We start from the raw sequence: 22,563 nt of genomic DNA on the forward strand, positions 1-22,563 counted from the left end.
TTAACCGACAATATGATTTTTACAGAGATTTACTTGACGCTTGAGCGTTTCGTCATTTTGTAATTTATGTTCTATAGTTTTACAGGCATAAAGTACGGTCGAATGAGTCTTGCCAAAAGCAGTTCCTATGGCAACTAAAGAGTCTGTAATAAGAGTTTTTGCTAGATACATAGCAATTTGACGAGCTAACACAAGCTCTTTAGAGCGGGAATTTCCCTTAAGGTCATTCAGCTTCACTTGAAATACTGTAGCTACACTTTTCAAGATGGTTTCTATAGAAATTTTTTGTTTCGTTGGAGACCGGAAGAGTTCTTTTAGAGTTTCTCGGACTGTCGATTCTGTAAGAGCTTTTCCAAAAAGACGACAATAGGCAGTAAGTTTATTGATAGCCCCTTCCAATTGACGGACATTGCCATAGATATGGTCGGCAATATAAAATGCGATTTCATTGGGAATGTGCAATCCTTTTTGTTCAGCTTTGTGCTGTAAAATAGCAACCCGGGTTTCTAAATCAGGAATACCGACGTGGGCAACTAGTCCCCATTCCATTCTAGCAATAATACGCTCGGAAAGCTTGAGCTGACTTGGAGGTTTATCACTAGTAATTACAATTTGCTTACTCAGATTGATTAGAGTCTCAAAAGTATTACAAAACTCCTCTTCAAAGTTTTGGCGATTTTGTAAAAATTGAATATCGTCAACAAGGAGTAAATCTAATGAACGATAAAAATTTTTCATTTTATCAACAGACTTGGACTTGAGATGATAGACGAGGTCATTGATAAAAGCTTCTGTGGTGATGCAATGTATCCTTAGGTTTTTATGGTGCTCTCTTACATAGTGACCTACAGCATGGAGTAAATGTGTTTTTCCTAATCCCACACCACCATGAATGAATAGGGGATTGTAGGAACGACCAGGTTTCCCAGCAATACCCACAGCTGCAGACTTAACAAATTGATTTGAGGGACCTTCAATGAAATTATCAAAGCGATACGAGAGATTCAGTTTTAATTCAAAATCTTTGGTCTCTTCAAAGACTTCAGGAATTCCTTCACCCAGTTCTTTTTGAGAAGCAATAGCAAGAGAAGATTTTTTCTGTTCTGCAACTACAAATTCTAAAGCAGGTTCTCCATGAACATCTAAAGGGACAAAAGAACAGAGATCCCTCTTATAGTTGTCGAGAAGGTAATTTTGGACAAAAATATTGGGAACTTCTAAGCGAATTTTCTCTTGAGTTTCTTCAAGGACTTGAATAGGAGAAATCCAGTTTTCAAAAGCCGTTTTTGAGCAGCGTGTCTTAACATAATTTACAAACTGTTCCCAAGTAGTGCACTCGTTACAGGTTAACATGCCGCTCTCTTTATTTATAAAGCTTTCCCAAATACAATCGACCGATCATTATTGATCGTGAGAAAATCCCGTTGTATCTTGGCTATTAATTGACATCTTCATTGCACCTAGGTACAAAGACTTCTTACGTTTAGACTGGAGTCTGACCTCGGTGAGTTCCTGTTTGAAACGGATAGTTTATATCGTCCTTCCGCAGGTAAACACGGTATGCTCTGCCGCTAAAATAACTCTACCGATTACTGGGTTTTAAGGCAAATCGGATCGTTGGTTTTGTTAGGTAATAATGAAGCAAAAATGAAAGGAAAAACTATGATGAAATTCTGTGATAAAAATCAAAAAAGACTCGCTAAATGCATAGCTTTCTGATAACAAAATACATTCCGTGTGTAGGAGAAAAGTTAAGAAAATTAACGGGCTAACACAGGATCTTTTTTGCTTGCTTTACTATAGCTCATCAGTAACGCTTCGGCATCATTAGCAATTGCTGGTATCGAGCAAGAAGCAAGGTAGGAGGCAATGGCTGTAGCTTCTTCAATCCGTCCTAAACAGAAGAGAGCTTTTGTTTTATTTAAGAGCGTAGGAAGGTGGTCTCCCTGCATGCGTAGTGCTTGATCTAAAATAGCAAGTGCTTGACTGTTGTCTCCAATTTGGAGGTAGAGGCCTCCGAGAGTTTGATGATCGTAGATACTTAAAGGATCTAAGATAACCAGAGCTTCAAAAAAAAGAATGGCTTTCGAGTAATGCCCCTGGCGTAGAAAAGAATATCCTGAAATTCTGAGTTCTTCTAACTCATCATCTCCCCAACCTAAGATTGCTTTCCACTCATTATCCAACATAAATTAGCCTTGAACAAATTGAAAAATACGAGAGATTACATAGTCTATCATAACATTTGTAGATTTGACTCCAAGATCTAGAGCTTTTAAGATTACTTTGCCTTGTTGTACTTTAGGATTTTCCTCTCCATCAAGATCCTCTTCTTCCTCTTCTTCTTCTTTATCCTTGTAAGATAAAAAGGGAGTCGTTTGACTGCGATAGGAAAACTTTCCACGAGTGAGAACTTTTAAAAATGAGGAAATTTTTTCTATATCTTCATCTTGTTGGTCTGGAGATCCTAAAGAAGGTGCGAGGTACGGTGTGGAGAATCGCTGTTTGTAAAAATTATTTGGGGGAGAAAAACATGCCCAGTGTGACTTTTGATTTGTCTGCAAAAGAGCCATCAAAGCTGAGGGCTTGGGATTCATATCCAAAATTTGAGCATGCTTGGCAACATCACGAATCGATATGCCTTCCATCTGGATTTCTTTGCGGAAATCGTTGACAATCCTGCTATTTGAAGCATGCTGCTCGTATATAGACGTGCTGTAATTGAAAATTTCTACCATGGCAAGGCCCTAAAAAACCGTCTGTATCTCTAGATGATAGTGGGGTGTAGGAAAAAGTCAATAGTCTTGATCGAAAGCCAGGGTCTTTCCCGCCTTATCCAAGGTAGTTAAGAAATTATGTAAATAACATCTCTATCAAAAAACGTCACTTTCTCCAAGGGATTGTCCTAGATATTTTAAGGTAAGGCAAGGCTTTCTTCTTTCTCTCCAATCATGTATGTTTGTCCTTGCTTGATGCCAATAACTTAGGAAATTATTATGTCCCCACCTGTGCATATTCCTGTATTAGTTGAAGAGTGTTTAGCTTTATTTGCGGGACGTCCTCCACATACTTTCCGAGATGTTACTTTGGGAGCTGGAGGACATGCTTACGCTTTCCTTGAAGCGTATCCCTCTCTGACTTCTTATGATGCCTCGGATCGCGATCTTCAGGCTCTAGCAATTGCGCAACAACGCTTGGAGATGTTTCAAGGTAGAGTCCACTTTTCCCATGCCTCTTTCGATGATCTTGCCCAGCGTCCCGTCAAACATCTTTATGATGGAGTTCTTGCCGATTTAGGAGTCTCTTCGATGCAGCTTGATACTCTGTCCCGGGGGTTTAGCTTTCAAGGGGAAAAAGAAGATTTGGATATGCGAATGGATCAAATGCAAGGACCTTCCGCTAGCGATGTTCTGAATTCTCTAAAAGAAGAAGAACTGGGAAGGATATTTCGTGAATACGGCGAAGAGCCGCAATGGAAATCTGCAGCCAAAGCAATTGTCCATTTTCGCAAGTATAAAAAAATTCTTTCAATCCAAGATTTAAAAGAAGCTCTTGTTCGGGTTTTCCCTCCCTATCGCTTGCGTAGAAAAATACATCCACTGACCTTGATTTTTCAAGCGCTACGTGTTTATGTGAATCGAGAGGACGTGCAATTGAAAAGTTTACTAGCATCTGCTATATCTTGGTTGGCTCCTCAAGGACGGCTTGTTATTATTTCTTTTTGTAGCTCTGAGGATCGTCCTGTGAAATGGTTTTTTAGAGAGGCCGAAGCTTCTGGTTTAGGGAAGATCATCACAAAGAAAGTGATCATGCCCAGCTACCAAGAAGTACGAAGAAATCCTAGATCGAGATCGGCAAAGCTACGGTGTTTTGAGAAAGCTTCCCAATGAACAAAAGTCGTTTTTTACGTTTATGCTGTTGCCTATGCTTTTGTGGAAGCCTCTTTTATTTTTATATTAATAAGCAGAACTCGCTTACAAAATTACGCCTTGAAATTCCTTGCCTATCTGTACGCTTGCGTCAGCTCGAACAGCAAAATATTTCCTTACGTTTCCTAATTGATAAAATAGAAAGGCCAGATCATTTGATGGAAATAGCAGCTCTTCCCGAATATCAGTATTTGACATATCCCTCAGAAGAAAGTATCAGTTTTTTATCCTATGAGCTACCGTAAACGTTCGACTCTGATTATTCTAGGAGTGTTTGCTCTTTATGCTCTTCTAGTATTCCGTTATTATAAAATTCAAATTTGTGAAGGAGACCGTTGGGCCGCCGAAGCTTTAGCGCAACACGAATTTTATGTTCGTGATCCTTTTCGAAGAGGCACCTTTTTTGCTAACACAACATTACGTAAGGGAGACCACGACCTCCAACAACCTTTTGCTGTTGATATTACAAAATTTCACCTTTGTGCAGACCCTTTAGCCATACCCGAATGTCATCGCAATCAAATTATCCAGGGGATTCTCCAGTTTATTGAGGGGCAGACATACGAGGACCTCTCTATCAAGTTAGATAAGAAATCTCGGTACTGCAAACTGTATCCCTTGTTAGATGTTTCTGTTCATGCCCGTATATCTACTTGGTGGAAAGAATATGCAACAAAGCATCGCTTACCAACAAATGCCTTATTTTTCATTACGGATTACCAACGCTCGTATCCTTTTGGTAAGCTCCTTGGACAAGTTCTCCATACCTTAAGAGAAGTTAAAGATGAAAAAACAGGCAAAGCGTTTCCTACAGGAGGGATGGAGGCTTACTTTAATCACATTCTTGAAGGGGAAGTTGGAGAGAGAAAACTGTTGCGCTCTCCTTTGAACCGTTTGGATACGAATCGTGTGATAAAACTACCTAAAGATGGCTCGGATATCTATCTCACGATAAACCCTGTTATTCAGACCATTGCAGAGGAAGAACTAGAGCGGGGAGTTCTAGAAGCTAAAGCTCGGGGTGGTAGGCTAATCTTAATGAACTCACAAACAGGAGACATTCTCGCACTTGCCCAATATCCCTTTTTCGATCCAACACACTATAAGGAGTACTTCAATAACAAAGAACGAATAGAACATACTAAAGTATCTTTTGTGAGCGATGTTTTTGAACCTGGATCGATCATGAAACCTTTGACTGTAGCGATTGCTTTACAAGCGAATGAAGAAGCAAGCATAAAATTGCAGAAAAAGATTTTTGATCCTGAAGAACCTATTGATGTTACCCGGACGATATTTCCTGGACGTAAGGGCTCGCCTCTCAAAGATATTTCTAGAAACTCTCAGTTGAACATGTACATGGCGATCCAGAAATCTTCTAATGTCTATGTAGCTCAGCTCGCTGACCGCATCGTGCAATCCTTAGGAGTCGCCTGGTATCAACAGAAGTTGCTTGCCCTTGGATTTGGAAGAAAAACGGGTATAGAGCTTCCCAGCGAAGCCTCTGGTTTGGTTCCTTCTCCCGATCGTTTTCATATTAACGGTGCTCCAGAATGGTCCTTATCTACTCCATATTCGTTGGCTATGGGCTATAATATCTTAGCAACAGGGATACAAATGGTACAAGCCTACGCTGTCCTTGTAAACGGAGGTTATGCCGTACGGCCAACCTTAGTTAAAAAGATCGTCTCTGCTTCAGGAGAGGAACAGCATCTTCCTACTAAGAAGAGGAAACGACTCTTTTCACAAGAAATTGCTAAAGAAGTTGTTCGTGCGATGCGTTTCACAACTTTATCAGGAGGTTCGGGATTTCGAGCCTCGCCTAACCACCACTCTAGTGGAGGGAAAACAGGAACTACAGAAAAGATATTTCATGGAAAATATGATAAACATCGTCATATTGCTTCTTTTATTGGTTTTACTCCTGTGCAGAGCGCAGAGGGAAATTTTCCTCCTTTGGTGATGCTGGTTTCCATAGATGATCCTGAATACGGATTGCGAGCTGATGGCACGAAAAATTATATGGGAGGGCGTTGTGCAGCCCCCATTTTTTCTAGAGTTGCTGATCGTACGCTCCTCTATCTAGGGATTGTTCCAGATAAGAAGCTAAGAAACTGCGATGAGGAGGCTGCCGCATTAAAGCGTCTTTATGAAGAATGGAATCGTTCCTCAAGGTGATTCTCTCTGGATCTCTAAATCAACCTTTTTAGAGAATTTCATGGTTTATCGGTGATCGTCCACCGAAAGCTAAAACTTTCTTGTTCCGTAATGATTAGGCGCTTGATTCCCAGACATAAGCATTTTTTGTTTTTTTTAAACAAATAGTTATTTTATTTTTAACTTTTCATAAAGAATCTTTTCTAAATCATCCAATAACGGTTCGACAAAAGCAAATGTCGAGTCCACCGTTGCTCCTCGGGTTCCCAATCAAGATGAGTAATTAAAGAATTTTAACAATGCCTGTTACTATTGAGATAGAGAAGCTATGAGTACGGATGTTTATTTTTTCAGAGATTCTCTGTTTAACCTATATATATATATATAGCTTTTTTGTTTTGTCTATTGGTTCATAAGAATGCTCGTAGAAAGAGCGAGTTTCCCAAGATCCCTGGCTAAGACCTTAATGAAGAAGTCCCCCGACTCTTAGAGGCGATGGTAGAGGGTAGCTGTGCTGAGGTGTGGAAGGAGATCAAGAGAGTATTTCAGTATTTTTTATTTCTGGATGGCCTATTTAAGCTTATCAGGAAGAGATTGGTCGGTGTGTTTATGAGTTTCAGAACCCAGGAATGCCCAATATAAAGAAGATTCATGTCAATGAACTGGGCAGGAGGAATTTTATATTTCAGAGAATAGTAAGAACTTTATGGACAGTTTTTTGTGATTACTTGTATACTACTTTGCTTGAATTTTTGTCGGCCTACGAGTAAAGAAATTCTGTATAGAAATCCTTGAAAATGCGTTTTTTAGAAATCACAGTAGTAGCATGCCTGTAGAGGGCTTTTTATGAAAAAAATTGTTTTTCAATAGTTCCTGGAGTGTAAATGGATTTAAAAGAGCTACTCCATGGGGTTCAAGCTAAAATCTACGGAAAAGTTCGCCCCGTTGAAGTGCGTAACTTGACACACGATTCCCGTTGTGTGGGTGTTGGCGATGTTTTTATTGCCTATAAGGGCAAACAGTACGACGGCAATGACTTTGCCGCCGATGCTGTGGGTAATGGAGCTATTGCAGTTGTTTCTTCATTGTACAACCCGTTCCTTTCCGTTGTTCAGATAATCACTCCCCGCTTAGAAGAATTGGAAGCCGAGCTTTCTGCAAAATATTACGGATACCCTTCAAGTAAGCTCCATACCATAGGCGTCACTGGAACGAATGGGAAAACTACAGTAACATCTCTAATTAAAACTTTATTGGATAGATATCAGAGGCCCTCAGGGCTTGTAGGAACTATAGAGCATGTATTAGGAGAAGGGGTCATCAAAGACGGGTTTACCACACCGAAACCAGCCCTTCTACAAAAATACTTAGCCACCATGGTGCGTCAAAATAGAGAAGCTGTTGTTATGGAAGTCTCTTCTATCGGACTTGCTTCTGGAAGAGTAGCCTATACCAATTTTGATACAGCTATTTTGACCAATATTACTTTAGACCATCTCGACTTCCATGGCACATTTGAAGCCTATGTTGCAGCGAAAGCAAAACTTTTTACTCTTGTGCCACCCTCAGGACTTGTTGTAATTAACACAGATTCTCCCTATGCTTTTCAGTGTATTGAGAATGCAAAGGCACGCATCATAACCTATGGTGTGGAGAGTCCTGCTGACTACCAAGCAACCAATATTCAACTTTCTCGCTCAGGAACGAAGTATACCTTAGTGTACGGTGACCAGAAAATACCCTGCTCTTCCTCATTTATTGGAAGGCATAACGTCTATAATATGCTTGCCGCTATCTCGACAGTGCATGCAAGTTTACGTTGCGATCTTCTTGATCTGATAGAAAAGATAGGATATTGCCAACCTCCTCCAGGTCGTTTAGATCCTGTACTCACAGGTCAATGTCCTATATATATTGATTACGCACACACTCCCGACGCTTTGGATAATGTCTTAACAGGATTGAAGGAGTTACTTCCTGAGGGCGGGAGATTGATTGTTGTCTTTGGCTGCGGCGGAGATAGAGATCGAAGTAAGCGGAAATTAATGGCTCAGGTGGTAGAGCGTTATGGTTTTGCTGTTGTAACTTCAGATAACCCTAGGAGCGAGTCTCCCGAAGATATTGTGAATGAAATCTGTCAGGGATTTTATTCAAAAAACTATTTCATCGAAATCGACAGAAAACAAGCAATTACATATGCTCTGTCTATTGCCTCAGATAAAGATATAGTGTTAATAGCAGGAAAAGGGCATGAAGCTTACCAAATATTTAAACACCAAACAGTTGCTTTTGATGATAAGCAGACTGTTTGTGAGGTACTCGCTTCCTATGTCTAGGCAACTGTCTTTTTTTGCTTTATGTGTGTTAGGAAGCAACCCTATTTTTGCTCAAACATCGAATCCTCCTCAGCGTGTACGACGCAGTGAGGTCATATTTATAGATCCTGGACACGGGGGAAAAGACCAAGGCACAGCAAGTAAGGAACTTCATTATGAAGAGAAAACCCTTACCTTATCTCTTGCTTTGGCAGTTCAAAGTTACTTGAAGCGGATGGGTTATAAACCTCAGCTTACGCGATCTTCTGATGTATACGTCGATTTAGGGAAACGAGTCGCTTTGTCTAACCGTGGGCAGGGGGACGTCTTTGTCAGTATTCACTGTAATTATTCTTCAAACGCTGGAGCGTTTGGCACCGAAGTTTATTTTTATAACGGTAAGATTGGATCTCCGTCTAGGAATGGCATGTCAGAAGTACTCGGGAAAAATATTTTAGCTGCTATGGAAAAAAACGGTATTTTGAAGTCTCGAGGTTTGAAAACCGCGAACTTTGTTGTGATTAGAGATACTTCTATGCCAGCAGTTTTAGTGGAAACTGGGTTTTTATCCAATGCTCGTGAACGGGCCGCTCTACAAGATGCTCGCTATCGAATGCATATAGCGAAGGGCATTGCGGAGGGGATTCATAATTTTCTTTCTGGACCTAGTTTTCAGAAACCAAAACAGAATACCGCTAAAATACGTAAACCACAGATACAAGCAAATTAATAGTTTAGGAGTTAGAGGCAAAAAGTCGTCCTCGATGCGATTCGAACGCATGGCCTGCTGCTTAGGAGGCAACCGCTCTATCCTGCTGAGCTACGAGGACGCAGCGACTAGAACTTTACCAAGTTAGATTAAAGAAGTCACGTGTTTGATGTATACTAGGAATTTAAGGAGAATTTTTCTCGCTATTTCTAGAAATATAATTATTCGCATTAATCGATATGGTTTATAGTGATTGCGCATTTTTTAAAAAATGTCTTGAATCCAAAGGATGAATAGATATGATGAGCTTATACTTCAAAAGTTTATTATTTAGGGTTACTCAACGAGCTACTTTAGGGCACTTTAATAGGAGGCATTGTCTAATATGGCTACCATGACGAAGAAGAAACTAATCAGCACGATCTCACAAGATCACAAAATTCATCCTAATCACGTGCGTACCGTGATTCAAAATTTTCTAGACAAAATGACCGACGCCTTGGTTAAAGGCGACAGGCTTGAGTTTAGAGATTTTGGTGTATTACAGGTAGTAGAAAGAAAACCAAAAGTAGGACGTAATCCTAAGAATGCAGCAGTCCCAATTCATATTCCTGCTAGACGTGCTGTAAAGTTTACCCCAGGGAAAAGAATGAAACGCTTAATAGAAACGCCAAATAAGCACTCTTAATTCTTGTAGTCTTCTCTGTCATCGGTTGTTAGAGTCAGGTTGTAGGGCATCTTACAGGCTTGACTCTAAATTTTGTTATTATTATCGTTTGCCACAATGCTTTTCTGATCAAATTGTGCGTGATAATGGGGCTGCAATCTAGTTTACAACATTGTATAGAAGTGCCCCAGAAGTCAAATTTTGATTCACAAGTAAAACAGTTTATTTATGCTTGCCAAGATAAAACTCTCAGGCAGTCCGTCCTTAAAACTTTCCGTTACCATCCTTTACTAAAAATTCATGATATTGCTCGGGCAGTCTATCTTTTAATGGCCTTAGAAGAAGGAGAGGATTTGGGCTTGAGCTTTTTAAATATCCAGCAGAATCCATCAGGTGCTGTAGAATTGTTCTCTTGTGCGGGATTTCCGTGGAAAGGATTGCCCTATCCTGCAGAACATGCCGAATTTGGTTTGCTGCTTTTGCAGATTGCAGAATTTTATGAAGAGAGTCGCGCATGCGTTTCTAAAATGAGTAGTTTTCAACAGGCCATGTTTGATCACGAGGGGATCGTGTTTCCTGCTCTTTGGAGTCAGGAGAATTCTCGACCCCTAAAAGAAAAGACAGGTCTTAGCCAATCGCTTCTCTTTCAATTAGGAATGCAAATCAACCCAGAATATACTTTTGAAGACCCTTCACTTGGGTTCTGGATGCAGAGGACTCGTTCTTCGTCTGCTTTTGTAACAGCTTCTGGATGCCAAAGTGGCTTGGGCGCCTATTACTCGGGGGACGTCGGTATTATTGCTTATGGCCCGTGCTCTGGAGAAATTAGTGATTGTTATTACTTTGGATGTTCTGGAATTGCTAAAGAGTTCCTCTGTCAAAAATCTCATCAAACTACCGAGATTTCTTTTCTTTCTTCCACAGGAACACCTCATCCAAGAAATACAGGATTTTCCTATCTTCGGGATTCCTATGTACATGTGCCTATACGCTGTAAGATCACCATTTCCGAAAAGCAATGTCGAGTGCACGGTATGTTTGAGGGAAACACTGCTATGATGACCTTTTCTATTTTCTGTAAGGGGAAGAATTGCCAGGTTGTTGATGGCCCGCGTTTGCGGTCTTGTTCTCTCGATTCTTATAAAGGCCCTGCAAACGACATTGTGATTCTTGGAGAGAAAGATGCTATGTATATTTTTTCTACAAGTTCTTATATGGAAATTTTTGCTTTACAAGGTAAAGAAAAATTTTGGAACGCAGATTTTTTAATTAATATTCCTTACAAAGAAGAGGGAATCATGTTAATTTTTGAAAAAAACAGCCCCTGAGTAAGGAATATTCTTTACGAAGATGAATTAATATTGGGTCTGTAATTGTGTTTAAGAGTTGTTTGTATTAAAATGATTCTTTTTGTACGAGGAGAGCACATTCTAATGGAACTTCTTCCACACGAAAAACAAGTAGTTGAATATGAAAAGGCTATAGCCGAATTTAAAGAAAAAAATAAGAAAAACTCTCTCTTATCTTCTTCAGAGATTCAGAAATTGGAAAAGCGTCTAGATAAATTAAAAGAAAAGATCTATTCGGATTTAACTCCTTGGGAGCGTGTACAAATCTGTCGCCACCCCTCACGTCCCCGCACTGTCAATTATATTGAAGGAATGTGCGAGGAGTTTGTCGAACTTTGTGGAGATCGGACATTCCGAGATGATCCCGCAGTTGTCGGGGGTTTTACAAAAATCCAAGGCCAGCGTTTTGTCCTTATTGGCCAAGAAAAGGGATGCGACACAGCATCGCGCCTCCATAGGAACTTTGGTATGTTGTGTCCAGAAGGTTTTAGAAAAGCTCTACGATTAGGAAAGCTTGCTGAGAAGTTTGGCTTGCCCGTCGTCTTTCTAGTGGATACTCCAGGAGCCTATCCTGGGCTGACTGCTGAAGAGAGAGGACAGGGATGGGCGATTGCAAAAAATCTTTTTGAACTCTCAAGACTCGCTACTCCGATCATTATTGTCGTTATTGGTGAGGGATGTTCTGGCGGTGCTTTGGGCATGGCGGTAGGTGATTCTGTAGCGATGTTAGAGCACTCCTATTATTCTGTAATTTCCCCAGAAGGATGTGCTTCCATTCTTTGGAAAGATCCTAAGAAAAATAGTGAAGCAGCCTCCATGTTGAAAATGCACGGAGAAAACTTACAAGAATTTGGTATTATCGATACTGTAATTAAAGAGCCAATTGGGGGAGCTCATCACGATCCTGCGTTGGTATATAACAATGTTCGAGAGTTTATAATCCAAGAGTGGTTAAGATTAAAAGATCTAGCTATAGAAGAGCTATTGGAGAAACGGTATGAAAAATTTCGCTCTATAGGTCTTTATGAAACTACTTCTGAAAGCGGTCCTGAGGCATAAAAATCATCTCATTATATTAGGCTGTTCCCTTCTGGCAATTTTAGGACTTACATTCTCATCCCAGATGGAAATTTTTTCTTTAGGGATGATTGCTAAAACAGGCCCCGACGCTTTTTTACTTTTTGGTCCTAAGAAATCTGGAAAACTTGTAAAGGTTTCAGAACTTAGTCAGAAAGATATTTTAGATAATTGGCAAGCAATCAGTAAGGATTCAGAGACACTTACGGTCTCTCAAGCAACAGCATACATTGCCCAATATGGGAAAAATACAACGTCTCTTACGAGTAAGCTCTCTAATTTTGTGCGCAACTATATAGACGTCACTCGCTTTCGAGGGCTGGCAATCTTCTTAATCTGCGTCGCTATTTTTAAGGCAGTCACTTTATTTTTTCAACGTTTCCTTGGGCAAGTGGTTGCCATACGGGTAAGCCGGGATTTACGTCAGGACTACTTTAAGGCATTACAACAGCTTCCGATGACCTTTTTTCATAATCATGATATCGGCAATTTAAGTAATCGCGTAATGACAGATTCTGCAAGTATTGCCTTAGCAGTAAACTCTTTGATGATTAATTATATTCAAGCTCCCATTACCCTGATATTGACGTTGGGAGTCTGTTTGTCTATTTCATGGAAGTTTTCAATTCTTGTGTGCGTTGCCTTCCCTATCTTTATCCTTCCCATTGTTGTGATTGCTAAAAAGATCAAAAATCTCGCAAAACGTATTCAAAAGAGCCAGGATTCGTTCTCCTCAGTTCTCTATGATTTTCTCGCTGGGGTAATGACAGTCAAGGTCTTTCGTACAGAAAAATTTGCCTTTACGAAGTACTGCGAGCATAACAACAAAATTTCGGCTTTGGAGGAAAAAAGCGCTGCTTACGGTTTACTTCCACGACCCCTGCTTCACACCATAGCTTCTTTATTTTTTGCTTTTGTCGTTGTCATCGGAATTTATAAATTTACTATTCCTCCCGAAGAACTTATCGTATTTTGTGGCTTGCTCTACCTAATCTACGACCCTGTTAAGAAGTTCGGAGATGAGAATACCTCCATCATGAGGGGGTGTGCTGCTGCAGAGAGATTTTATGAAGTCTTAAATCATCCTGATCTTCAAGGTCAAAACGAGAAGGAAATCGAGTTTCGTGGACTTTCCAAGACAATAACATTCGAGAATGTTTCCTTTGGCTATCAGGAAGATAAGCACGTTCTCAAAGATTTAAGCTTTACTTTGCATAAAGGCGAAGCTCTAGGAATTGTAGGTCCCACAGGATCGGGGAAAACTACACTTGTGAAACTCCTTCCTCGGCTTTATGAGGTCTCTCAGGGGAAGATTCTTATCGACTCTCTTTCCATTACGGAATATAACAAAGCATCCTTAAGGAACCACATTGCCTGTGTCTTACAGAATCCTTTCTTATTCTATGATACTGTATGGAATAATCTTACCTGTGGCAAAGATATGGAGGAAAAGGATGTTTTAGAAGCTCTAAAACGTGCCTATGCCGATGAGTTTGTTTGGAAGCTTCCTAAAGGAGTCCATAGCCTGCTCGAAGAATCTGGAAAGAACCTCTCAGGAGGACAGCAACAACGTTTGGCAATAGCACGGGCTCTATTGAAGAACGCCTCTATCTTAATTTTAGATGAGGCAACATCAGCACTAGACGCTATTAGTGAAAATTATATTAAGAATATCATTGGTGAGCTTAAAGGGGAGTGCACACAAATTATTATTGCCCATAAGCTGACCACTCTCGAACATGTAGATCGAGTGCTCTACATGGAGAATGGTCAAAAAATTGCTGAAGGAACCAAAGAAGAACTCCTAGAGACTTGTCCCGCATTTTTAAAAATGTGGGAACTCTCAGGTGTTAAAGAATCTGAAAGCGTCTTTATTCCTGAGCACAAACTAATTGCTAACCCTACAGACAGGGCAATAACAACCGAGGCGGTGTCGCTGTTGCAATGAACTCAGGTACCGACTCTAGAAAGGTCAGAGCCAGATTTTGCGACAGCTGTTCCATTTTTTTGAAGGGGAAGTCCCCAGGAACTGTATAATCTGAAGCAATCTTGAGAAAAGAACAGGGTATTTGATGTTCTGCTGCTTTTGAAGCTATCGCATAGCCTTCCATATCAACAAGCTTGAAAGTCTTATGGAACCCATAGTGGTACAATGTTGGGGATGTGACCAGAGGACTTTTAGGTAGTGAAGTAGGTAGAGTGTTAAAGATAAAGTACGGATTTTCAGAAAGAACTGGGGGTGTATCCGTAGTGAGCTTTCCAATTTGATCGATAGTATAACACTGACCTAAAGGAATCTCAGGAGAACATGCTCCTGCGAAACCTAAATTGATCCATAGATCGTAATTCGTACATGATTCGGGATAATTTTGAAGAGCTTTTAAGACGGCTGCACTCCCCCAAACACGGACAATATAAAAATCCAGATGGTAATTACTACAACTATAATTATAGAGATGATGGTGAATTTGTTTAAAATCAAGTTGGTCAAATAAAAAAGAAATTTCTCTGTAGTCTGCAACGATGCAAAAGACTTTTTTAGGTGTATTGACAGGATTCATTGGTTTTCCAGAGGATGTTCAGGGCCCTTTTCCCAGTTTTAGATAATTGAAAGGTTTCTTTATTAATATAGGTTCCTATGAATTTGTGAATCACAGTAATGTTTTTATTTTTGGAGTATTCTAAAGCTTTTGCGGCCGCAGATAGAGGGTCTTTTAACGAAGAAATCAAAGATTGTCTCAATGCTGTTGTCAGAGCATCAACAGTAGCAGGAGGGACATATTTAGCAATTGCTAAACATCCTAAAGGAAGGGGGAAAACCGTTTTACGACGCCATAACTCTCCGAAGTCTGCCCGTATTGTCAACTGGCGATCATAGCTGAATCGCTCTTCATGAATCAGCGCTCCTCCAGAAACGTTGCCTCGGAGTATAGCTCCTAGAATTTTGTCATAAGACATGGGAATGAGTTGTGCTTTAGGATAGTAAAGTTTACAGAGAGCATGAGCCGTCGTCATTTCTCCAGGAGTTGCTAAGGTATTTAAAGGGCCTTTAGGATCTAAGGAGAGAACTATGGGGCCACAGTTGTACCCTAGCGTATTTCCTACATCCATAAGATTATAATAATCAGCAACTAGAGGGAATAGTGTTGCTGACATTTTCATCAAAGAGATCCGTCGCTGTAAAGCCAAGGTATTCAACGTCTGTATATCAGCAACAGTTATTTGGTTAAGAAGGGGTCGTAATCGAGAAACTTCTAGGAAAGAACGAAAAAGAAAAATATCATTTGGGCAAGGGGAAAAAGCAGCGGTCAGTATCATATCGGTTGATGTAATAAGGCGATAGCAGCTTTAATGTCTTTATTTTCGGGTTTATCCAAAGCTCCTTGATTTTCCAACCATTCAAAGTAAGACCTGGGAATATCCACAAGAGGCTGCCCCTTGTATTTGCCAAAAGGCATTTTGAAGATTTTAGGGTGGCAGCTTTGTTGTAGCAGGTTGAGGACTTGATTTGGTTGTAAATCACCAATTAAAGCAGTAAATACTTTATGTAATATAACTACGTCATCCAGAGCTCGGTGCGCCTGATTTTCGGCAAAACCATAAACCTGTCTTAAGTATTGTAAATTATGTTTTGGTAGATCGGGGCGATATTTTTGCGCCCACTTCAGTGAGTCTATCGTGCGGTTGGTTAAAGGTTCTAAGGAGTGCCTGCGACATTCCTTAGCCAGTAGTGGGAAATCAAAACTGTCGTTATTATGAGCAACTAAGATGCTATTCTCTCCGCAAAATTTCTTAAATCCTTCGTAAACCTCAGGAAATTTGGGGGCAGAGAGTACCATATCTGTAGTGATTCCGTGAATTTTTGATGCCTCGTCAGGAATCGGAATTTCAGGATTCACATAAGTAAGAAAAGACTCTTCGGTTACACTATTATACGCAGCAATTTCTATAACGCGATCTTTTTCTATTTGTGTTCCTGTGGTCTCTGTATCGTAGAAAATAAGAACGTCCATACCCGAACTACTCATTACGCTTTTCTTGTTGCTCTTGAAGAGCCTGACGTCTTAATTCATCCAAATTCATATTGCCAGAGGAAATCAACCCAATAGCATGAGAAAAACTATCACAGACTAGCTTTATTGTATCGATATATATACGCAATAATGTGTCATGAATTTCTCCGTTTAGGCAGGGCAAGACGAGTCGATAGAATGTCAATCCCTGTTCCTCATCCATGCCAAAGCCAGGAATGTCAATGTCCCTGTTCAAGAGATGCAGCAAGCGAGCTGTTGATGCTTTATGAGCCTCATAAAGTTGGTAGGGAAGGTAACAAATCAACTGCAGTATTTCTCCCTCACTGCGGATTACAAAAAATAAGGGAAGGTCATTGCCATTAGCTTGAATGTTAATGTAGGTAAGACCGCTGTCTCGTTCTAAGAAAGGCTCTTCATCCGAATTTTTAAGAAATTTTGTGAGATTATTTTGATTTAATGTCCACGTTGTCATTTAGGAAGTACTCCAAGTTGTTCCTAGAGCCTGCAGTATTGCTGGCTGATAATACTAGATCTGATCTTGATTTGTCTGTTGTTTTTGTTGTATTTTTTGTATTGCTTTGCTGAGAAAATCAGAAGTTGCACAGGAAGAAGACTGTTTATTGTTTTCTTGAAGAAGATGGTTGATATCGGTATCAGGAGGAAATTCTGTCAGCAAGGTAATTTTCTCTGCTGTTTCTGCAATCACAAGAGTTTTATTCACAACCCGAATGAGGTAAACAGAGGTTTTCGGTGTTAAAGAACGTCGTTCTAAAATTTTGATTTGAGAAGCCCCCCCAAAGCCATGATTTCTTGATCGCACAAATTTTTTAAATGCCCACACTCCGATTCCAAAAATCGTCAAAAGCAGAATCAAAGATCCCAGCATTTTATACATTTCTAATTTCATACTTCCTGGGAACATTTCATGTATAGAAATTGGCTCTTGAATATTCTCTGCAAGAGCTAGTTCGTCAGAAACCTTGAAAACTAGAGAAAAAAGACTGAAAAACATATGTAAGACCCGCGATTATCTCTATAAAATTATAGTGGTAGCCTGATTTGTATCCAACTACATACAAGTAATAATATGAGATATAGTTTTAGTCGATGCTATATAAATTATAGTAAAATGATTTCCAAGTACAAATTAAACCGTAATCGTGTATATTCATGCAAGTGCTGTAGATAGTGTGGCTAGTTCGCAGGCTTTTTATGCGCTTATAGGTAGGCTCGTTTGATTGGGCGTAAACTCTTGTCTTTCTTGGACGAAACGATGACAGTCTGTCAGTGGATTCAAAGATTTTTTTTGAGTTGCCTAAGACATTCCTGGCAGCGCTTAACGGAACTATGGTGATGCTATGGAAAAGTTACTAGTAACGGATATTGACGGCACAATTACTGATCAATCTCATCATTTAGATAAAGAGGTGTATGCGAAGCTTTACGCTCTTTATGAATCTGGTTGGAAGTTATTTTTCCTTACAGGAAGATATTATAAATATGCTGCGCGTTTGTTTTCCGATTTTGAGGCTCCTTATTTATTAGGATGCCAAAATGGCGCTTCAGTATGGTCCTCAACATCATCCAACCTTCTTTATTCTAAAAGTTTACCCTCAAATTTGCTATGCATTTTACAAAATTGTATGGAGGGGGCTACGGCTCTTTTTTCCGTGGAAGCTGGAGCCCCCTATGGGGATCGCTACTATCGCTTTTCACCAACTCCTATCGCTCAGGATTTACACGAGTATGTAGATCCTAGCTACTTTCCTAATGCTGAGGAGAGAGAAATCCTATTCGAAACTCGTTCTTTAAAAGACGATTATGCGTTTCCTAGTTTTGCTGCAGCAAAAGTCTTTGGACTTCGAGAGGAGGTTATTAGAATTCAAAAGGAAATCGAAAACCAAGAAGAATTGACTTCAGCTATGACCATGACTTTAATGCGCTGGCCCTTTGATTTTCGCTACGCAATCTTGTTTTTGACAGACAAAAGTGTTTCTAAAGGGCAAGCCCTAGATCGTGTTGTCGATATACTTTACGATGGAAAGAAACCTTTTGTAATGGCTTCTGGAGATGATGCCAACGATGTCGATCTTATTGAGCGGGGAGATTTTAAAATTGTAATGAGTTCCGCACCCCAAGAGATGCACGTTCACGCGGACTTTCTAGCTCCCCCAGCAAATAAGAAAGGAATTCTTCGAGCTTGGGAAGCTGGTGTCCGCTATTATGAAGAGCTTATGAGTCTTTAGGGAACATTTCAGGACCAATTCCCATCACATTGGCTCCGTGATCTACGTATAGGGTCTCTCCAGTAATTGCTGAAGCTAAAGGCGATGCTAAGAAAGCGGCAACGGCACCCACCTGCTCTGCGGTCATAGCCTCAGGAATAGGCGCCCATTCTTGGTAATAGTCTACCATTTGTTCAATAAAGCCAATTGCTTTTCCAGCCCTGCTTGCTAACGGTCCTGCAGAGATTGTATTGACTCGGATACCCCAACGGCGTCCCGCCTCCCAAGCAAGAGTTTTGGTATCACTTTCTAAAGCTGCTTTTGCCGAACTCATTCCGCCTCCGTATCCAGGAACAGCTCGCATAGAAGCTAAGTAAGTGAGCGATATTGTGGATCCACCACGGTTCATTATGCTGCCGAAATGAGAAAGAAGGCTAACAAAGGAATAACTAGAGGTGCTTAGCGCCGCTAAGTAGCCTTTTCTTGAAGTCTCTAATAGAGATTTGGAAATTTCAGGACTATTTGCTAGCGAGTGGACAAGAATGTCAATATGACCAAAATCTTTTTTCACCTGCTCCACAACTTCTGCTATCGTGAATCCCGTAATTCCCTTGTAACGCTTATTTTCAGCAATATCCTCAGGAATATCCTCAGGGCTATCAAAACTTGCGTCCATGGGATAGACCTTGGCAATTTCTAAGAGATTGCCATTAGATAATTTTCTTGATTCATTGAACTTTCCCATTTCCCAAGATTGAGAGAAAATTTTGTAAATGGGTACCCATGTTCCTACAATAATCTTAGCTCCTGCTTCTGCAAGAAGTTTCGCAATACCCCAGCCATATCCTTGGTCATCACCAATCCCTGCAATGAATGCTATCTTTCCTGTTAAATCAATCTTTAGCATGAATCCGCCTTATATATTCTTTGAAGCTTCTTGGAAGGAGAGTAACAAATCTTTCGATTATTCAGAAAATCTTTCGGTATCTCGACTGTGTGTTGCTGTTGTCTCATGTAAGATACATAAATATAAGTTATTCAAATTAAAATTTTTCTTTACATATTTTCTAGAATCCCTCAGCTTTTCCTTTTCGTCTACTGGAGTTGGGCATTTACGATTTAGAATTTTTTAACTTGTCGTAGTTTGGGTCAAATTTTTACTTGGGAGGTCGCTTGACGAATCCTTTAAATAATTCGAAACCACCATATACATTACCCACGTCTACAATGCCTTCTTCCACAACATCAACATCAAGAGGAGTTTCAACTGTCGCTGGCGTTGTCATTAATCAACCAGGGAGAACAACACCATCAACTTCTACTAGCACGCCTACACCAGGAGTGCTTGGAGGAGGAACTCCAGCTCAACAGCTACAAGGATTACTTGACGGTTTGACTGGTGTTGGAGGTGTATCAACTTCTACTAGCACGCCTACACCAGGAGTGCTTGGAGGAGGAACTCCAGCTCAACAGCTACAAGCATTACTTGACGGTTTGACCGGTGTTGAAGGTGCATCAACTTCTACTAGCACGCCTACACCAGGAGTGCTTGGAGGAGGAACTCCGCTTCAACAGATACAAGGATTACTTAGCGGTTTGTCAAGTATTGGAGGTACATCAACTTCTGGAACATCTTCTCCGGGAGGTATGCACGAACAGTTCCTCAGATTATTATTACAACAGACAGGTGGATCTGGGGGATTATCGCAAACTTCCAATCAATTCCAACAGCTTTTTCATTTGCTGGCACAGGCGACGAATCCTCAAGGAGGAAGTCCTACAAATCCATTAGGGAATACAGCGGCGATGCTTAATTTGTTATCGACAACAGGGTCTCCATTAGGGATGACTGCATCACTGGCACAGATTATTTATGCAGCATTAACCAGTCCTGGAGCAAAGAAGGCTAGCGAATTTTGTTATAATTATTGTGGAGAGGCCTGTCAACGCAACTGCTGTTGTCCTACCTGTGGCTGTCCAGATGGACAGTGTGGTTGTGGTGGCTTTGGCCGTTTTTGCTGTGGTTTATGGAAAAATTGTTGTGGGATAGGGGATGCTTCTGAGGAGATTATTATCCCTTTGGAAGAACTAGAGGAATTAGAAAAGAGATATGGAAAGGCTATTTTATTGACCGCGCTAGCTCAACTTGGCATTGACACAATGAGCTTGCTATCAGGACAGCGTCTCGATCAGTTTCCTTCCATGATGGAACTCGTGAATGCATGTGAACAGTGTTCTAGGGACTTTTATGAGCTCTTAGAGGCTCAGAGTATGGATCTATGGGTAGATGCTAGTGATTTTGTTAAAGATTTATTAGAAGATTCTTTTTGGAAACAGGCGATTGTGGCAGGAATTTCTAAAGATTCGAGCCGACAAATTGAAACAAACTTTGAAGAAAAAATACTAGTTATTCCTTCATTGGGAGAGCAAGGAGGTGAGTCTTGCAGTTATTTTAACATGAAGAGACTTTGTATGACTTTCCCAAAACTTCGTGTACATTCTCCTAAGGCGGGGGATAGGGGGGCGATGGGTGTTGGGTTGGCTGCAAAATGTATGAATATATTAGCGACTATTTTCTTAGCAGCTACTCATGGAGGAAAGACTCCCGTTTGGATAACTAAACAACATTTAATGGCTTTAATTATAGTCGTTTTAGCTTCTTGTGGTTATTATTTTCTTCCAGCAACTGGGAATCCTGATCGTGGGAATATTTTAAACGATCCTGCAGTAACTGCTCTTTTAAAAGAGTGCTATGGCTCGCAAGTAGAAGTTGGAAGGAGACGAGAGGCATATCGAACACCTGGAGGAAAAGTTACAGCTAAAGTTCGCCATCGAACTGACTTATCTAAAGACTTTTATAAAGAATTAGCTTTCGAATGCTTTGACAATTATGACAAAGAAAAAAAAGCGTTGTTAGAAGATTCTAGCAGCGCTGTAAAAAAAGATAAGTCCTTAGCCGAAATTAGTGTAGTAACACAGCCACAACCTCAATCAACAGGTCCTGGTGTCACGCCTCCACCTTCTCGTAGACACCCGCCTTCTTATGAGATGAGCTTTCCTTTAGGGGTGATTGCCTCCCGTAGACCACCACCACCTAAAATAGAAACAATTCAGCAGGATTCAGAAAGTAGCGGAAGCAACGAAGGTAGCGAAAGTAGCAGAAGTTGCGAGTATGATGAAGTTATGTTTTAAATAAGTATAAAGGCTGCTCGAATTGTATTCTTATTATTGTATCTTTTGAAATTATAGGTTCTACTCGTGAAGTAAGTGCTGAGCACATTCTCTGGGATCTTCAGTTGGTGACGCGCAAATTTTTAAGGGAAGATTTGAGAATGGGGAGACAAATTCTAGGGAGTGGGCATGGAGAAGAGGACGGAAGATACGGGGAGGTTGTTTTTTAGGTCCGTAGTCGACATCCCCGACAATAGGATGGCCAAGTAAACCCATTTGTAATCGGATTTGGTGGGTCCTCCCTGTCAGAGGCTTGCAAAGCATCAGGCTGTATTGGTTGTAGCTACGGAGTACCGACCATTCTGTAATGGTGAGTTTTCCTTGGGACGGTGTTGCTGTTCCAAAAATCACAGCTCCGCACCTGCGGTATACAGGGGCAGTATAAGATTTTACTGTCCCGATTTTTTTTTTAGGGTGACCAAAAACCAAAGCTATGTATTGTTTATAGATTTTTCTTTGCTTGAATAATTTCATGAGCTCGGTGGCTGCTTGTTTAGATTTACCCATGAGAAGACAGCCCGAGGTGCCTTTGTCTAGCCGATGCACGGTAAGAAAGCCTGTCGCTTGTGACATTTGTTCAGTAGTAAGATGGGGAGGTTTTTCATAGATAATGCTATAGTCATCCTCCCAAAGGATACTAGGTTGTTGTTTTGTTGAATTGACAAGAGAAAGGGTAATTCGATCCCCAGGTTGTACCTTATGGGATTCAAATCTTTCTATGAGTCCATTCACCTGACATCGATGTTGGCGAATAGAGGTAAGGATATCCTGCTTGCTATGGCTAGGCAGTTGTGATCTAAGAAAAGAAGATAATCTTGAGCTTTGTGTTGCAAGCCAGGAAAAGTTTTTCATAGAGATTGTAAAATAGCC

General features: G+C 40.5%; 21 protein-coding genes and 1 tRNA gene. 11 read left to right on the forward strand and 11 right to left on the reverse strand.

Annotated features, from left to right (window positions below; all coding sequences use genetic code 11):
• The 3 genes from dnaA to CMV32_RS05045 all read right to left on the reverse strand — a co-directional run bounded on the left by dnaA (position 1) and on the right by CMV32_RS05045 (position 2,738).
• Complete coding sequence (gene dnaA, locus CMV32_RS05035; protein WP_100934830.1) at positions 1-1,353, reverse strand: chromosomal replication initiator protein DnaA; 1,353 nt, start codon at positions 1,351-1,353, stop codon at positions 1-3.
• 407 nt (positions 1,354-1,760) lie between these two features.
• Positions 1,761-2,189 (reverse strand): type III secretion chaperone, encoded by a 429-nt coding sequence (locus CMV32_RS05040; RefSeq protein WP_100934831.1) that lies wholly within the window; start codon positions 2,187-2,189, stop codon positions 1,761-1,763.
• Between the two features lie 3 nt (positions 2,190-2,192).
• A complete protein-coding gene (locus tag CMV32_RS05045) occupies positions 2,193-2,738 on the reverse strand; it encodes a DUF5399 family protein (RefSeq protein ID WP_100934832.1) in 546 nt (181 codons plus the stop codon).
• Positions 2,739-2,996: 258 nt separating this feature from the next.
• Here CMV32_RS05045 and rsmH point away from each other — a divergent pair, with 258 nt between their 5' ends.
• From rsmH to CMV32_RS05070, 5 genes are all read left to right on the forward strand, one after another.
• Complete coding sequence (gene rsmH, locus CMV32_RS05050; RefSeq protein WP_100934833.1) at positions 2,997-3,890, forward strand: 16S rRNA (cytosine(1402)-N(4))-methyltransferase RsmH; 894 nt, start codon at positions 2,997-2,999, stop codon at positions 3,888-3,890.
• Positions 3,887-4,174 (forward strand): hypothetical protein, encoded by a 288-nt coding sequence (locus CMV32_RS05055; protein WP_100934834.1) that lies wholly within the window; start codon positions 3,887-3,889, stop codon positions 4,172-4,174. The genes rsmH and CMV32_RS05055 overlap by 4 nt, the downstream gene beginning before the upstream one ends.
• Complete coding sequence (locus CMV32_RS05060; RefSeq protein ID WP_100934835.1) at positions 4,161-6,107, forward strand: peptidoglycan D,D-transpeptidase FtsI family protein; 1,947 nt, start codon at positions 4,161-4,163, stop codon at positions 6,105-6,107. Before CMV32_RS05055 ends, CMV32_RS05060 begins: the two co-directional genes overlap by 14 nt.
• Before the next feature lie 863 nt (positions 6,108-6,970).
• The gene (locus CMV32_RS05065; protein WP_100934836.1) at positions 6,971-8,422 is read left to right on the forward strand and encodes a UDP-N-acetylmuramoyl-L-alanyl-D-glutamate--2,6-diaminopimelate ligase; all 1,452 of its coding nucleotides are present in this window, start codon (positions 6,971-6,973) and stop codon (positions 8,420-8,422) included.
• Positions 8,415-9,131 (forward strand): N-acetylmuramoyl-L-alanine amidase family protein, encoded by a 717-nt coding sequence (locus CMV32_RS05070; protein ID WP_420807406.1) that lies wholly within the window; start codon positions 8,415-8,417, stop codon positions 9,129-9,131. The genes CMV32_RS05065 and CMV32_RS05070 overlap by 8 nt, the downstream gene beginning before the upstream one ends.
• A gap of 26 nt (positions 9,132-9,157) precedes the next feature.
• Here CMV32_RS05070 and CMV32_RS05075 read toward each other — a convergent pair.
• Positions 9,158-9,231: transfer RNA gene (locus CMV32_RS05075), tRNA-Arg, on the reverse strand.
• A gap of 264 nt (positions 9,232-9,495) precedes the next feature.
• Between CMV32_RS05075 and CMV32_RS05080 the strand changes: the two genes are divergently transcribed.
• The 4 genes from CMV32_RS05080 to CMV32_RS05095 all read left to right on the forward strand — a co-directional run bounded on the left by CMV32_RS05080 (position 9,496) and on the right by CMV32_RS05095 (position 14,151).
• On the forward strand, positions 9,496-9,798 hold the full coding sequence (locus CMV32_RS05080; protein ID WP_010883059.1) for an HU family DNA-binding protein: 303 nt from the start codon (positions 9,496-9,498) through the stop codon (positions 9,796-9,798).
• Between the two features lie 125 nt (positions 9,799-9,923).
• Complete coding sequence (locus CMV32_RS05085; protein WP_100934838.1) at positions 9,924-11,105, forward strand: hypothetical protein; 1,182 nt, start codon at positions 9,924-9,926, stop codon at positions 11,103-11,105.
• A 105-nt stretch (positions 11,106-11,210) separates the two neighbouring features.
• A complete protein-coding gene (locus CMV32_RS05090) occupies positions 11,211-12,185 on the forward strand; it encodes an acetyl-CoA carboxylase carboxyltransferase subunit alpha (protein WP_100934839.1) in 975 nt (324 codons plus the stop codon).
• Positions 12,151-14,151, forward strand: coding sequence for an ABC transporter ATP-binding protein (locus tag CMV32_RS05095; protein ID WP_100934840.1), 2,001 nt, complete (start codon positions 12,151-12,153; stop codon positions 14,149-14,151). Before CMV32_RS05090 ends, CMV32_RS05095 begins: the two co-directional genes overlap by 35 nt.
• On the opposite strand, the gene CMV32_RS05100 is transcribed toward CMV32_RS05095, so the two are convergent.
• From CMV32_RS05100 to CMV32_RS05120, 5 genes are read right to left on the reverse strand one after another with little or no spacing between them, the layout of a single operon-like run.
• On the reverse strand, positions 14,105-14,764 hold the full coding sequence (locus CMV32_RS05100) for a hypothetical protein (RefSeq protein WP_100934841.1): 660 nt from the start codon (positions 14,762-14,764) through the stop codon (positions 14,105-14,107). The two genes, CMV32_RS05095 and CMV32_RS05100, sit on opposite strands and share 47 nt — an antisense overlap.
• On the reverse strand, positions 14,742-15,521 hold the full coding sequence (locus CMV32_RS05105; RefSeq protein WP_100934842.1) for a 1,4-dihydroxy-6-naphtoate synthase: 780 nt from the start codon (positions 15,519-15,521) through the stop codon (positions 14,742-14,744). Before CMV32_RS05105 ends, CMV32_RS05100 begins: the two co-directional genes overlap by 23 nt.
• Complete coding sequence (locus CMV32_RS05110) at positions 15,518-16,216, reverse strand: putative quorum-sensing-regulated virulence factor (protein WP_192940657.1); 699 nt, start codon at positions 16,214-16,216, stop codon at positions 15,518-15,520. Before CMV32_RS05110 ends, CMV32_RS05105 begins: the two co-directional genes overlap by 4 nt.
• Before the next feature lie 7 nt (positions 16,217-16,223).
• The gene (locus CMV32_RS05115; protein ID WP_100934844.1) at positions 16,224-16,709 is read right to left on the reverse strand and encodes a type III secretion system chaperone family protein; all 486 of its coding nucleotides are present in this window, start codon (positions 16,707-16,709) and stop codon (positions 16,224-16,226) included.
• 54 nt (positions 16,710-16,763) lie between these two features.
• Positions 16,764-17,249, reverse strand: a complete 486-nt coding sequence (locus CMV32_RS05120; RefSeq protein WP_100934845.1) for a FliO/MopB family protein — start codon at positions 17,247-17,249, stop codon at positions 16,764-16,766.
• A gap of 346 nt (positions 17,250-17,595) precedes the next feature.
• On the opposite strand from CMV32_RS05120, the gene CMV32_RS05125 reads away from it, so the two are divergent.
• The gene (locus tag CMV32_RS05125; RefSeq protein WP_100934846.1) at positions 17,596-18,483 is read left to right on the forward strand and encodes an HAD-IIB family hydrolase; all 888 of its coding nucleotides are present in this window, start codon (positions 17,596-17,598) and stop codon (positions 18,481-18,483) included.
• Here the strand turns inward: CMV32_RS05125 and CMV32_RS05130 are convergent.
• A complete protein-coding gene (locus tag CMV32_RS05130) occupies positions 18,470-19,369 on the reverse strand; it encodes an enoyl-[acyl-carrier-protein] reductase (protein WP_100934847.1) in 900 nt (299 codons plus the stop codon). The genes CMV32_RS05125 and CMV32_RS05130 overlap by 14 nt on opposite strands.
• A 266-nt stretch (positions 19,370-19,635) precedes the next feature.
• Here CMV32_RS05130 and CMV32_RS05135 point away from each other — a divergent pair, with 266 nt between their 5' ends.
• The gene (locus CMV32_RS05135) at positions 19,636-21,654 is read left to right on the forward strand and encodes a hypothetical protein (RefSeq protein ID WP_151899123.1); all 2,019 of its coding nucleotides are present in this window, start codon (positions 19,636-19,638) and stop codon (positions 21,652-21,654) included.
• A gap of 60 nt (positions 21,655-21,714) precedes the next feature.
• Here the strand turns inward: CMV32_RS05135 and CMV32_RS05140 are convergent, their stop codons facing one another.
• A complete protein-coding gene (locus tag CMV32_RS05140; RefSeq protein ID WP_100934849.1) occupies positions 21,715-22,545 on the reverse strand; it encodes an RluA family pseudouridine synthase in 831 nt (276 codons plus the stop codon).
• Positions 22,546-22,563: the final 18 nt, after the last annotated feature.

This window comes from Candidatus Chlamydia corallus (assembly GCF_002817655.1).
In the GTDB taxonomy this organism is placed as follows: Bacteria; Chlamydiota; Chlamydiia; order Chlamydiales; family Chlamydiaceae; genus Chlamydia; species Chlamydia corallus.

Excerpts from the sequence above, each read along its gene's own strand:
- dnaA (WP_100934830.1), bottom strand. The coding sequence starts at position 1,353 with ATGTTAACCTGTAACGAGTGCACTACTTGGGAACAGTTTGTAAATTAT.
- CMV32_RS05040 (WP_100934831.1), bottom strand. The coding sequence starts at position 2,189 with ATGTTGGATAATGAGTGGAAAGCAATCTTAGGTTGGGGAGATGATGAG.
- CMV32_RS05045 (WP_100934832.1), bottom strand. The coding sequence starts at position 2,738 with ATGGTAGAAATTTTCAATTACAGCACGTCTATATACGAGCAGCATGCT.
- rsmH (WP_100934833.1), top strand. The coding sequence starts at position 2,997 with ATGTCCCCACCTGTGCATATTCCTGTATTAGTTGAAGAGTGTTTAGCT.
- CMV32_RS05055 (WP_100934834.1), top strand. The coding sequence starts at position 3,887 with ATGAACAAAAGTCGTTTTTTACGTTTATGCTGTTGCCTATGCTTTTGT.
- CMV32_RS05060 (WP_100934835.1), top strand. The coding sequence starts at position 4,161 with ATGAGCTACCGTAAACGTTCGACTCTGATTATTCTAGGAGTGTTTGCT.
- CMV32_RS05065 (WP_100934836.1), top strand. The coding sequence starts at position 6,971 with ATGGATTTAAAAGAGCTACTCCATGGGGTTCAAGCTAAAATCTACGGA.
- CMV32_RS05070 (WP_420807406.1), top strand. The coding sequence starts at position 8,415 with ATGTCTAGGCAACTGTCTTTTTTTGCTTTATGTGTGTTAGGAAGCAAC.
- CMV32_RS05080 (WP_010883059.1), top strand. The coding sequence starts at position 9,496 with ATGGCTACCATGACGAAGAAGAAACTAATCAGCACGATCTCACAAGAT.
- CMV32_RS05085 (WP_100934838.1), top strand. The coding sequence starts at position 9,924 with ATGGGGCTGCAATCTAGTTTACAACATTGTATAGAAGTGCCCCAGAAG.
- CMV32_RS05090 (WP_100934839.1), top strand. The coding sequence starts at position 11,211 with ATGGAACTTCTTCCACACGAAAAACAAGTAGTTGAATATGAAAAGGCT.
- CMV32_RS05095 (WP_100934840.1), top strand. The coding sequence starts at position 12,151 with ATGAAACTACTTCTGAAAGCGGTCCTGAGGCATAAAAATCATCTCATT.
- CMV32_RS05100 (WP_100934841.1), bottom strand. The coding sequence starts at position 14,764 with ATGAATCCTGTCAATACACCTAAAAAAGTCTTTTGCATCGTTGCAGAC.
- CMV32_RS05105 (WP_100934842.1), bottom strand. The coding sequence starts at position 15,521 with ATGATACTGACCGCTGCTTTTTCCCCTTGCCCAAATGATATTTTTCTT.
- CMV32_RS05110 (WP_192940657.1), bottom strand. The coding sequence starts at position 16,216 with ATGGACGTTCTTATTTTCTACGATACAGAGACCACAGGAACACAAATA.
- CMV32_RS05115 (WP_100934844.1), bottom strand. The coding sequence starts at position 16,709 with ATGACAACGTGGACATTAAATCAAAATAATCTCACAAAATTTCTTAAA.
- CMV32_RS05120 (WP_100934845.1), bottom strand. The coding sequence starts at position 17,249 with ATGTTTTTCAGTCTTTTTTCTCTAGTTTTCAAGGTTTCTGACGAACTA.
- CMV32_RS05125 (WP_100934846.1), top strand. The coding sequence starts at position 17,596 with ATGGAAAAGTTACTAGTAACGGATATTGACGGCACAATTACTGATCAA.
- CMV32_RS05130 (WP_100934847.1), bottom strand. The coding sequence starts at position 19,369 with ATGCTAAAGATTGATTTAACAGGAAAGATAGCATTCATTGCAGGGATT.
- CMV32_RS05140 (WP_100934849.1), bottom strand. The coding sequence starts at position 22,545 with ATGAAAAACTTTTCCTGGCTTGCAACACAAAGCTCAAGATTATCTTCT.